Origin of the sequence: Bradyrhizobium sp. WSM1417 (genome assembly GCF_000515415.1) — a bacterium.
Taxonomy (GTDB): Bacteria; Pseudomonadota; Alphaproteobacteria; order Rhizobiales; family Xanthobacteraceae; genus Bradyrhizobium.
In genome coordinates this window covers 1,761,514-1,773,306 of record NZ_KI911783.1, presented here as the reverse complement: position 1 = coordinate 1,773,306, position 11,793 = coordinate 1,761,514, and the positions used below count along the sequence as shown (strand labels likewise).

Sequence of the window (11,793 nt, the reverse complement as noted above, 5' to 3'; positions counted from 1 at the left end):
GCCGTTGTTGCATACCAACCGTGGCTGAAAGGTGAATATTGAAGAAAAATTGACCCTTTGATCCCGCTCAGGTGCCCGCAAATATCCGGTAGCGGCGGGGCTCCAGGCCGATCGTGTCGCCGGCGCGCAATTCCCTGTCGCGGGGAGCATCGATCTCAATGGTCTCCCCGCCTGACAGTGCCACCTCGGCCCGCTGCACGGGACCGAAATTCCGGACATGCCGCACGGCCCCCTCGAGGGCCCCGCTGCCGGGCGGGCCGACCAGCATGTCGTGTCGCCGCACGAACAGTCTTGACGCGCCAGGCGCAAGCCCGTCTGCCGCGAGCCGAAGCGGCCGGTCTCCGAGCGTGACAAGACCGTCCGCGATCAGGACCGGAAGCTCGATGGATTCGCCGATGAAGCTGTGCACGAAGGCGGTCGCCGGGCTCTCATAGACATCATCGGGCGAGCCGATCTGCTCGATCTTGCCCTTGTCCATCACCACGACGCGGTTGGCGACTTCGAGCGCCTCCTCCTGGTCATGGGTGACGAAGATCGAGGTGACGTTGATTTCATGGTGCAGCGAGCGCAGCCATTTGCGCAGTTCCTTGCGCACCTTGGCGTCGAGCGCGCCGAAGGGCTCGTCGAGCAGCAGGATGCGCGGCTCGATCGCGAGCGCACGCGCCAGCGCGATGCGCTGGCGCTGGCCGCCGGAGAGCTGACTCGGATAGCGGTCGGCGAGCCAGTCGAGCTGCACGAGATCGAGCAGCTCCTTGACGCGCGCACGGATGGTCGCTTCGTCCTTGCGGATCGCACGCGGCTGCACGCGGAGTCCAAAGGCGACGTTCTCGAACACCGTCATATGGCGGAACAGCGCGTAGTGCTGGAATACGAATCCGACGTGCCGCTCGCGCGCGCCCTGCGCCAGCGCGTCCTCGCCGTTGAAAGACACCTCACCGGAATCGGGCCAGTCGAGGCCAGCGATGATCCGCAGCAGCGTTGTCTTGCCCGAGCCGGATGGACCGAGCAGCGCCAGCAGCTCGCCGTCATTGACCTTGAGGTCGACGCCGTCGAGGGCTGCGAAGCTGCCGAACTTCTTGACGAGATTCCTGACTTCAATGCTCACTTGCGTCATGTCCTTCGTCGAGGTGATTTTCGAGAACGGTTTTCGCGACCAGCGTGATCAGCGCCAGCATCGCGAGCAGCGAGGCGATCGCGAACGCCGCGACGAACTGGTATTCGTTGTAGAGAATCTCGACCAGCAGCGGCATCGTGTTGGTGTCGCCACGGATATGGCCGGAGACCACGGAGACCGCGCCGAACTCGCCCATCGCGCGCGCGTTGCAGAGCAGGACGCCGTAGAGCACGCCCCATTTGATGTTGGGCAGCGTGACGCGGAAGAAGGTCTGCAGGCCGGAGGCGCCGAGCGAGATCGCGGCCTCCTCCTCCTGCGTGCCCTGCTCCTGCATCAGCGGGATCAACGCACGCGCCACGAAGGGGAAGGTCACGAAGGTGGTCGCAAGCGCGATGCCGGGCACCGCGAACAGGATCTGGATATCATGATCGCGCAGCCAGCCGCCGAAATAGCCCTGCGCGCCGAACAGCAGCACGAACACGAGGCCCGAGATGACGGGGCTGACCGAGAACGGCAAATCGATCAGCGTGATCAGGAAGGTCTTGCCCGAAAATTCAAACTTTGCAATCGCCCAGGCCGCGACGAGGCCGAAGACAAGATTGAGGCCGACGGAAATTGCCGCAACCAACAGCGTCAACTTGATTGCGGACAGCGCCTCCGGGTCGGCCAGCGCGGCGAAATAAGCGAGGACTCCCTTCGAGAACGCCTGCGCGAACACCACGACCAGCGGCAGCACGACGAAGACAGAGAGAAAGGTCATCGCCAGCGCGATGATGACGATGCGGACCGCGCGCGGTTCGGTGCGCAGGTTATTCCGCGCGGCCGCCGCATGCGCGCGTGCCTTGGCGTCGGGGGCCGAGAGTGGGACGGAATCCGCGATCTGCATCGTCATGGCCCCGTCCTCACCGCACCGGAATCCGGCTCTGCGCCCAGCGCTGGAGCCGGTTGACGGCGAAGATAATGACGAAGGACACGACGAGCATGACCACCGCGATGGCGGTCGCATCAGCATAGCGGAACTCGGAGAGGCGGATCACGATCAGCAGCGGCGCGATCTCGGAGACGTTCGGCAGATTGCCGGCGATGAAGATCACCGAACCGTATTCGCCCACCGCGCGAGCGAAGGCGAGCGCGAGCCCGGTGAGCAGCGCCGGCCCGAGCGAGGGCAGGATCACGCGGATGATGGTGTGCCAGCGGCTCGCGCCAAGACTGCCCGCGGCCTCCTCTATCTCGGGGTCGAGATCCTGGAGCACCGGCTGCACCGTGCGCACCACGAAGGGTATGCCGATGAAGATCATGGCGACGAAAATGCCGACGGGCGTGAACGCCACCTTGATGCCGGCCGCCGCAAGTGGCGCGCCGAGCCAGCCCTTTTCGGCGAACAACGCGGTCAGCGCGACGCCGGCGACCGCCGTCGGCAGCGCAAAGGGCACGTCGACGACGGCGTCGAACAGCCGCCTTCCCGGGAAGCGGTAACGCACCAGCGCCCAGACGATGATGCTGCCCATCACGAGATTGACGCAGGCGGCCGCAAAGGCGAGTCCAAAGGACACGCGCAAGGCATTCAGGGTGCGGCGGCTGGAGAGGATGTTCCAGAACTGCTCGGGGCTCAGCTCAAGCGATTTCAGGAACAGGCCGGCGAGCGGAATCAGGATGATGATCGACAGCCAGGACAACGTCAGCCCCATGGTGAGACCGAAGCCCGGCAATGTCCGTCGTCGTGCTGCGATTGCGCTCACCAGGCCCCCTGTTTAAGCCCCGCCGACAGCGCCCGATCAGTTCTTGTAGATCTGATCGAAGACGCCGCCGTCGGCAAAATGTTCCCTCTGCGCCTTGGTCCAGCCGCCGAAAAGCTCGTCGATCGTGAACAGCTCGACCCTCGCGAAGGAGTTTTCGTGTTTCTTTGCGATCTCGGGATCGCGCGGACGATAGAAGTTGCGCGCCGCGATTTCCTGACCTTCCTTGGTATACCAATATTGCAGGTAGGCGTCGGCGGCGTTGCGGGTGCCTTTTTTATCGGCAACCTTGTCGATGATCGTGACCGGCGGTTCTGCCAGGATCGAGAGCGGCGGCGCCACGATCTCGAATTTCTCCGGACCGAATTCCTTGAGCGCCAGGTACGCCTCGTTCTCCCAGGCGAGCAGCACGTCGCCGACGCCGCGCTCGACGAAGGTCACGGTCGCGCCGCGCGCGCCGGTGTCGAGCACCGGCACCTGCTGATACAATTTGCCGATGAAGTCCTTGGCCTTATCGACCGAACCGTATTTCTTCTGCGCAAAGCCCCAGGCCGCCAGATAATTCCAGCGCGCGCCGCCTGACGTCTTCGGGTTCGGCGTGATCACGGCGACACCCGGCTTGAGCAGATCGTCCCAGTCCTTGATGCCCTTCGGATTGCCCTTGCGGACCAGGAACACGATGGTGGAGGTATAGGGCGACGAATTTTGCGGCAACCGCTTCTGCCAGTCGGCCGCCGTGAGGCCTTTGCCCGCGATGGCATCGATGTCGTAGGCGAGCGCAAGCGTCACCACGTCGGCCTGCAATCCGTCGATCACGGCGCGCGCCTGCGAACCGCTGCCGCCATGCGACTGCTTGATCTCGACGCTCTTGCCGGTTTCCTTCTGGTAGGCTGCCGCGAACGCCTTGTTGAACTCGACATAGAGCTCACGCGTCGGATCGTACGAGACGTTCAGCAGATTGATGTCGGCGGCGAGAGCCGAGCTTGCCAACAAGCCTGTCACGAGCAGTCCTGCTGCGAGCGGAACGATACGACGCATCATGTCCATCTCCATTCACATCAATGACATCGGCGTCATCGATGGCAGGCATAACTCGGGGCGAAACGCACTTAAGTCAACGGAACCGGATTTTCTTGTTCGTAGTCGGGCAGCGTAACTTTGCTACGAAATCTTCATCGTGTGGATGCCGCATTCCGTCTTGGCCCGGCCGCGCCAGCGGCCGGCACGCTCATCCTCTCCCTCAGTCGTTCTGCTCGTGCAAGGCATACACCCAACCGACAGAAATCCCGACGCAACCAGCGGATGACGCGGCAATTTGGCGCGGGCGAAAATCGCCTCGAGTTCCTCGCGCGAAACGTTGGCGAAGGGATTGAACTTCAACCGCGCGCCGTCGTCCTCGACCACCGGGATGTCGGCGCGCGAGTTACCCTGGAAGCGCTTGCGGCCGTTGAGCCATGCGTCGAACGGTTTCAGCGCCCGCGCCAGCGGCTCGACCTTGCGGATACGGCAGCAGGCGTCGGGATCGGAGAACCAGAGGTCGCGGTCGGGATCGTCGCGCGACAGCGTCTCCTCGGCGGGTTTGATCGAGCGGACGTCCTTCAGGCCCAGCGTCGCGATCAGCGTGTCGCGATAGGCCAGCGTCTCCTCGAACAGCCAGCCGGTGTCGAGAAAGATCACCGGGATCGCCGGATCGACGTCGGCCATGACCTTGAGCAGCGTCGCCGATTCCGTACCGAAGGACGACACCAACGCAAGCTTGTCGCGACCGACCGTCCTCAGCGCAGCGGCGATGATTTCGGCGGGCGAGGCATCGCGCAAGGCGCGATCGAGCTCCGCCGCCGAGGGCAGCGCAGAGACGGAGGCTGACGAAACTTGAGACGCGACTACGTTCACGTGCCGACTCCTTCGGAGTGACGCAGTTGCATGCGCCGGTGCAGCGCCGTGATGCGGCCGTCACCGGTGGGCTGGTAGAATACCGAGTAGCGCTTCGCGGTCTGCATGAAAGCTTCCGCGTCCGCCTGCTTCTTGACGTCGAAGGAATCGAAGCCGGCGCGCAGCATGAACACGAACTGGTCGCGCAGGATCTGGCCCGTCGCACGCAATTCGCCGCGGTAATTGTAGCGCTCGCGCAGCAGCCGCGCCTGGCTGTAGGCGCGTCCGTCGCGGAAGGTCGGGAACACCAGCGCGACGACGGCGATCTTGCCGAGATAGGGCACCAGCTCGGCGATGTCGCGATTGTTCGGCCAGATCACACCGACCTTGCCGGTCCGCTTGAGCAACGTATCCGCCTCGCCGACGAAGCGCTCCGCCGGCACCAGGATGTCGCCGCCCTCGGGCAGCGGCGTGTCGACGGCGAGCTTGACGAAGCTGTCGTCGGCGATCTTTCCGCCGTTAACGAGTGGCATAGACGCGCTCCTTGAAGGGTTCGACGCCAAGGCGCTTCACCGTGTCCATGAACAGCTCTTCGGGCCGCTCGCGCAGCGCCAGATAGGCTTCCACGATGTCCTCGACGACGTCGGCGACCTCGTCGAATTTGACGCCGGGGCCGATCAGATTGCCGAGTGCGGCACTCTCGTCGGCGCGCCCGCCGATGGTGATCTGGTAGACCTCCTCGCCGTTCTTCTCGACGCCGAGAATGCCGATGTGACCGACATGGTGATGGCCGCAGGCGTTGATGCAGCCGGAGATGTTGATGTGGAGACGGCCGATCAGATTGGCCAGCTCGTGATTGGCGAAGCGCCGCGTCAGCTCCTGCGCGATCGGGATCGAGCGCGCATTGGCCAGCGAGCAATAGTCGAGACCCGGGCAGGCGATGATGTCGGTGATCAGGTTGACGTTCGGCGTCGCCAAGCCGAGCTTGTCGAGCGCCTTCCACAGCGCCGGCAGGTCGCGCTTGGCGACATGCGGCAAAGCGAGGTTCTGCTCGTGGCCGACGCGGATCTCACCGAAGGAGTATTTGTCGGCGAGATCGGCCAGCGCATCCATCTGCTCGGCGGTGGCATCGCCCGGAGGCGCGCCGATCGGCTTCAGCGAGATCGTGACGATGGAATAGCCCTGGACCTTGTGCGGCGCGACCGAGTTCTTGCGCCATGCCTCGAAATCGGGATCGGCCGCGGCCTGGCGCAGCTCGTCCGGCATGTGCGGCAGCTTCTCGTAGGCGGGATAGGTGAAGCGCGAGCGGATGTCCTCGACCACCTCGTCGTCGATCTGGAGCGAAGAGTTGCGGATGTGCTGCCACTCCTCCTCGACCTCGCGCGAGAACTTCTCGATGCCCAATTCGTGCACCAGGATCTTGATGCGCGCCTTGTAGATGTTGTCGCGGCGGCCGTACTGGTTGTACACCCGCAGAATCGCCTCGATATAGCTGAGAATGTCGCGACCATGCACGAAGTGCTTGATGGTCTTGCCGATGAACGGCGTGCGCCCAAGCCCGCCGCCGACCAGCACCTCGAAGCCGGTCTCGCCCTTTTCGTTCTTGATCAGCTTCAGCCCGATGTCGTGGATCTTGATCGCGGCGCGGTCGTGGTCCGACGCAGTGATCGCGATCTTGAACTTGCGCGGCAGGAACGAGAATTCCGGATGCAGCGTGGTGTGCTGGCGGATCAGCTCCGACCAGATCCGGGGATCCTCGATCTCGCCGGGCGCGACGCCGGCCCACTGGTCCGAGGTGACGTTGCGCATGTTGTTGCCGGAGGTCTGCATCGCATGGATGCCGACCTCGGCGAGATCGGCCAGCGCATCCGGCAATTCGGCGAGCTTGATCCAGTTGAACTGGATGTTCTGCCGCGTGGTGAAATGGCCGTAGCCGCGGTCGTATTTGCGCGCCACGTGGGCGAGCGCCCGCAGCTGGTTCGACGCCAGCGTCCCGTAGGGGATCGCGACGCGGAACATGTAGGCGTGCAGTTGCAGATAGACGCCGTTCTGCAGCCGCAGGATCTTGAACTCGTCCTCGGTGAGCTCGCCGGAGAGGCGGCGCTTCACCTGGTCGCGGAATTCCGAGACGCGCTCGTTGACGAGCGTGCGGTCGATTTCGTCGTAAGCGTACATGAGAGAATGCCTTAAACCTGGACCGGCTGTCCGATGGTCACGCCGGTGCGGCGGATTTGTTCGCGCAGATTGCCGGGTTCGACCTTGCCGTCGGCGCCGACCTGTACCGGCGCGATATAGGGACCGATCGCGCCGACGTCATCGGCCACGGACTCCGCCAGCAACGCCTTCGCCTCGTCGGAGTTGCGCACGATCGCGGCTTCCGACAGGTCCGCGGACCAGCCCTTGGCGGCGGTGCGGTACACCACGATGCCGTCCCAGGTCCGATTGGCGGTCACGACCGAGGGGCCGGCGATCTTGATCTTTTTCTGTTCGAGCGGGGAGGTCATTCGGCTGCATCCAATAGGTCAGAGATGATTTGCTTTGGGGTTTGGCGGCGAAGCGAGCCGGCATGCCGGACCACATCGCCGATGATGAGAATGGCAGGCCCGCCATTGGTCCGTCGCACCAGTTCGGGCAGGTCGCGCAGCGTGCCGATCGCGCCTTGCGCATCGGGGCGCGTGACGCGGGCGAACACGCCGACCGGCGTCTCCGGCGAACGGCCCGCGGCCAACAGGCCGGCGCGTATAGCGGGCGCAGCCGTCATGCCCATATAGACCACGACGGTCATCCTGGCGTCGGTCAGCGTCGACCAGTCCACGACTTCCGCGTCGCGCGCCTTGTGCGCGGTGAGGAAGGTGATGCGGGTTGCTTCGTGACGAAAGGTGAGCGGCACCTCGAAATCGGCGGCGCCGCCGAGGCCTGCGGTAATGCCGGGAATGATCGAATAGGCAACGCCGGCAGCACGCAGCGCTTCGACTTCTTCGCCGCCCCGGCCGAACACGAAAGGATCGCCGCCCTTCAGCCGCACCACGCGCTGGCCGGATCGGGCGGCCTCGATCATGCGCTTGTTGATGGCGTCCTGCCCGATGCCGGGCTTGCCCACGCGGCGACCGACCGGCACGCGCGTGGTGTCACGGCGGATGCGGTCGAGAATTTCAGGCGAGACCAGTTCGTCGTGGAAGACGATATCGGCATCCTGGAGCGCGCGCAGCGCCTTAATGGTGAGCAGGTCCGGATCACCCGGACCGGCGCCGACCAGCGCGACCGAGCCTTCCGGCTTGTCGGAGCGCGCGAACGCGGATGGATCGGAGATCGCCTTGAGCGCAGCGTCCGCCTCGCCTTTGCGGCCGGCCAGAACGGCGGCACCGATCGGGCCGTCGATGACGCGCTCCCAGAAGCGGCGGCGCAGCGGAAACTCGGCAATACGTTCGTTGATGGATTTGCGGAAGCCGCCGATGAACTCGGCGAGTTCGCCGATGCGCGCCGGCAGCAGCGCCTCGATCTTCTCGCGCACGCGCCGTGCCACCACCGGCGACGTGCCGCCGGTGCCGACGGCGACCACGACATCGCCACGATCGACGATCGCCGGAAAGATGAAGCTGGAATGATCGAGATCGTCCATGACGTTGACGGGCAGGCCGAGCGCCTTGGCGCGGGCCGACATCGCCACGCCGACATCGCCTGCGCCGGCGCAAACGACGGCGATGATTCCCGAAAGATCGGCGGTGAGCGGATCGGCCGCCGCAATGTCGATACGCGCGGCGTCCTCGGAGCTCAGACCCAGGTCCTGATTGCCGTCGATCGCATGCACGCGAATGCGCGCACCGGCAGCGGCCAGCACGCGCAGCTTGGCGCGCAAAAGCTCACCCGCGCCGATGAGGACCACCGGACCGGCCTTGAGATCGAGGAACACGGGCAAGAACCGCATACGATACTCGCTTACCCCACATCCAGGGTTGACTGGAATTATTTTCTATATATGTGTCGTTTCTAGCGCGCAAAGAGAAAATTTTTTCTTCTCTTCTGCACCGCAACTATAGAATTTTCGCCTTCAAACGCAAAGTGGCAGAGATGCATCTTCTCAAGGACAATTCCACTGCTGACGGGCTGGGCAGCCCGGCCGCGGCCGAGCGCGCGCGCACGCAAGAATTTTCTGCTGATCTTGCCCCGAGCATGGACCATCTCGACCAGCTCGAGGCCCAGAGCATCTACATCTTCCGCGAAGCCTTCGGCCGCCTCAAGAAGATCGCCCTGCTATGGTCGCTCGGCAAGGACTCCAACGTCATGATCTGGCTGGCGCGCAAGGCGTTCTTCGGCCGTCTGCCGTTTCCGGCCCTCCATGTCGACACCGGCAAGAAGTTTCCGGAGATGTATCGCTTCCGCGATCACTACGGCAAGGAATGGGATCTCGATCTGCGTGTCGAGCCCTGCCCGCCGATTGATGCCGTCGACCCAACGCTGCCGCCGGCTGCCCGTTCCGCCGCGCGCAAGACCGAAGGCCTCAAAATGGCGCTCGCAAAATACGGTTTTGACGGCCTGATCGCCGGCATCCGCCGCGACGAGGAGGCGACGCGCGCCAAGGAGCGCGTGTTCTCGCCGCGCGGGCTCGAAGGCAATTGGGACGTGCGCGACCAGCCGCCGGAATTCTGGGATCACTTCAACGCATCGCCGCCGCAGGGCGCGCATCTGCGCATCCATCCGATCCTGCATTGGACCGAGTCCGATATCTGGGCCTACACCAAGCGCGAGAACATCCCGATCATTCCGCTGTATCTGTCGCAAAACGGCAAGCGCTATCGCTCGCTGGGCGATCAGGACATCACCAATCCGGTCGCCTCAAACGCGTCAAATATCGACGAGATCCTGATCGAGCTCGAGCAGACCAAGGTGCCGGAACGTTCCGGCCGCGCGCTCGACCACGAGACCGAGGACGCTTTCGAGCGCCTGCGTGTCGCCGGCTATCTCTGATCAAGGACGCGAGCGTCGTATGAACATGATCGTCACCCCCGCTTCGCCTGCCACTCCGAACGGCACCACGCGTCCGCAGGTCCGCATCGTCATCGTCGGCCATGTCGACCACGGCAAGTCGACGCTGGTCGGCCGCCTGCTGCACGAGACCGGCAGCCTGCCCGACGGCAAGCTCGACATGCTCAAGGCCGTCAGCGCGCGGCGCGGCATGCCGTTCGAATGGTCGTTCCTGCTTGACGCGCTCCAGACCGAGCGTGACCAGGGCATTACCATCGACACCACGCAGATCCGCTTCCGCACCAATTCGCGCGACATCGTGCTGATCGACGCACCCGGCCACGCCGAATTCCTGCGTAACATGATCACCGGCGCCTCGCAGGCCGACGGCGCGGTGCTGATCATCGACGCGCTCGAAGGCGTGCGCGACCAAACAAGGCGGCACGGCTATCTCCTGCATCTGCTCGGCGTGAAGCAGGTCGCGGTCGTCGTCAACAAGATGGACCGCGTCGACTTCTCCGCCGAGCGCTTCAAGGACATCAGCGACGAGATCTCGGCGCATCTGCAAGGCCTCGGCGTGAAGCCCACGGCCGTGATCCCGATTTCCGCTCGCGACGGCGACGGCGTCGCCGAGCGCACCGACCGCATCGGCTGGTACAAGGGTCCGACAGTGGTCGAGGCGCTTGACAGGCTCGAACCGGCGCGGCCGCTGGAAGCGCTGGCGCTGCGCCTGCCGGTGCAGGCGATCTACAAATTCGACGACCGCCGCATCGTCGCGGGCCGGATCGAATCCGGTAGCCTCATCGCCGGCGACGAAATCGTGATCATGCCGGCCGGCAAGATCGCCAGGATCAAGACGGTCGAGAGCTGGCCGGTGACGCCGGTCACGGGCCGCCAGGGTGCGGGCCGCTCGGTCGGCATCACGCTCGACCGCGAGCTGTTCCTCGAGCGTGGCGATATCATCGCGCATACCAACAGCGCGCCGCGCGAGACGCGGCGGCTGCGCGCGCGGATCTTCTGGCTGCACGACAAGCCGCTGGCCAAGGGCGACCAGCTCCTGGTTCGCTGCGGACCGAAGGAAAGCCGCGCCACCGTCGTCGCAATCGAGAAGGCGGTCGATCCCGGCGAGCTGTCGAGCGTCGAGAACAAGGCAATCGGCCGCAACCATGTCGGCGAGATCGACATTTCCCTTTCGAATCCGATTGCAACCGATCCCTACACCGAGAATCCCCGCACCGGCCGTCTCGTGATCGAGGTGTCCGGGCGCATCGCCGGGGGCGGTCTCGTGCTGTCGGTCGATGCCGGCCAGCGCGCCGTGCCCGTCGACATCGTGCCGGTGGAATCCGCGCTGCGCCCCGACGAACGCTCCGCGCGCTATCGTCACAACGGCGCCGTGGTCTGGCTCACCGGCCTCCCCGCTTCCGGCAAGTCGACTCTCGCAAAAGCGCTGGAGCGGCGGCTGTTCAGCAATGGTGGCTCGCCGATCCTGCTCGACGGCGATACGCTGCGCGCCGGACTCAACAGCGATCTCGGCTTTTCGACCGCCGATCGCAGCGAGAACATCCGCCGCCTCGCCGAAGTCGCGACGCATCTCGCCCGCAACGGCCACATCGCCATTGTCGCCGCCGTCTCGCCCGCCCGCGAGGACCGCGCCACCGCGCGCCGCATCGCCGACACTTCGTTCCGCGAGATTCACGTCGCGACGCCGGCGGAAATTTGCGAGGAGCGCGACCCCAAGGGCCACTACAAGAAGGCCCGCGCCGGCACGCTCGCGTCGTTCACCGGCATCCTCAACGACTACGAGACGCCGCAAGCCGCTGAGCTCGTGATCGACACCTCGACGCGGACGGTCGCCGAGGCGGCGGACGAGATCGAACAGATGCTCAAGACGACCGGCGTGCTGTTCGACGAAGTCGTGGACCTCGCCGCGAATATTTGAAGCCGGGCTGCTGCCCCGCTGTCGTCGCCCGGCTTGACCGGGCGACCCAGTATTCCACGGAGAGCAGTGATTCAGCCGAGAGGCCGCGGCGTACTGGATTCCCCGCCTTCGCGGGGAATGAGACCGTGCGTCGGCCGCCCACCTCGCCTTGACATTTTGACAACTTTTGG

At 64.8% G+C, this 11,793-nt stretch carries 11 protein-coding genes; 2 read left to right on the top strand and 9 right to left on the bottom strand.

Features of this window, described 5'->3' with window-relative positions; translation table 11 throughout:
- Positions 1–67 precede the first annotated feature (67 nt).
- The 9 genes from BRA1417_RS0108520 to cysG all read right to left on the bottom strand — a co-directional run bounded on the left by BRA1417_RS0108520 (position 68) and on the right by cysG (position 8,647).
- Positions 68–1,105, bottom strand: coding sequence for a sulfate/molybdate ABC transporter ATP-binding protein (locus BRA1417_RS0108520; RefSeq protein ID WP_027515478.1), 1,038 nt, complete (start codon positions 1,103–1,105; stop codon positions 68–70).
- Positions 1,095–2,006 carry a sulfate ABC transporter permease subunit CysW gene (gene cysW, locus BRA1417_RS0108515; RefSeq protein ID WP_027515477.1) on the bottom strand — a complete coding sequence of 304 codons (912 nt, stop codon included), beginning with the start codon at positions 2,004–2,006 and terminating at the stop codon, positions 1,095–1,097. Before cysW ends, BRA1417_RS0108520 begins: the two co-directional genes overlap by 11 nt.
- 10 nt (positions 2,007–2,016) lie before the next feature.
- Positions 2,017–2,802: a sulfate ABC transporter permease subunit CysT gene (gene cysT / locus BRA1417_RS0108510; protein ID WP_035968392.1), complete on the bottom strand. Its 786-nt coding sequence runs from the start codon at positions 2,800–2,802 to the stop codon at positions 2,017–2,019.
- An 87-nt stretch (positions 2,803–2,889) separates the two neighbouring features.
- Positions 2,890–3,891, bottom strand: a complete 1,002-nt coding sequence (locus BRA1417_RS0108505; protein WP_027515475.1) for a sulfate ABC transporter substrate-binding protein — start codon at positions 3,889–3,891, stop codon at positions 2,890–2,892.
- Positions 3,892–4,011: 120 nt separating this feature from the next.
- Complete coding sequence (locus tag BRA1417_RS0108500) at positions 4,012–4,743, bottom strand: phosphoadenylyl-sulfate reductase (RefSeq protein ID WP_027515474.1); 732 nt, start codon at positions 4,741–4,743, stop codon at positions 4,012–4,014.
- A complete protein-coding gene (locus tag BRA1417_RS0108495; protein WP_027515473.1) occupies positions 4,740–5,255 on the bottom strand; it encodes a DUF934 domain-containing protein in 516 nt (171 codons plus the stop codon). Before BRA1417_RS0108495 ends, BRA1417_RS0108500 begins: the two co-directional genes overlap by 4 nt.
- Positions 5,242–6,897 (bottom strand): nitrite/sulfite reductase, encoded by a 1,656-nt coding sequence (locus tag BRA1417_RS0108490; protein WP_027515472.1) that lies wholly within the window; start codon positions 6,895–6,897, stop codon positions 5,242–5,244. The genes BRA1417_RS0108495 and BRA1417_RS0108490 overlap by 14 nt, the downstream gene beginning before the upstream one ends.
- An 11-nt stretch (positions 6,898–6,908) precedes the next feature.
- Positions 6,909–7,226 (bottom strand): DUF2849 domain-containing protein, encoded by a 318-nt coding sequence (locus BRA1417_RS0108485; protein ID WP_027515471.1) that lies wholly within the window; start codon positions 7,224–7,226, stop codon positions 6,909–6,911.
- Positions 7,223–8,647 (bottom strand): siroheme synthase CysG, encoded by a 1,425-nt coding sequence (gene cysG, locus BRA1417_RS0108480; RefSeq protein ID WP_027515470.1) that lies wholly within the window; start codon positions 8,645–8,647, stop codon positions 7,223–7,225. Before cysG ends, BRA1417_RS0108485 begins: the two co-directional genes overlap by 4 nt.
- Positions 8,648–8,892: 245 nt before the next feature.
- On the opposite strand from cysG, the gene cysD reads away from it, so the two are divergent.
- On the top strand, positions 8,893–9,687 hold the full coding sequence (gene cysD, locus BRA1417_RS0108475) for a sulfate adenylyltransferase subunit CysD (RefSeq protein ID WP_027515469.1): 795 nt from the start codon (positions 8,893–8,895) through the stop codon (positions 9,685–9,687).
- Between the two features lie 19 nt (positions 9,688–9,706).
- A complete protein-coding gene (cysC, locus tag BRA1417_RS0108470; protein ID WP_027515468.1) occupies positions 9,707–11,623 on the top strand; it encodes an adenylyl-sulfate kinase in 1,917 nt (638 codons plus the stop codon).
- Positions 11,624–11,793: the final 170 nt, after the last annotated feature.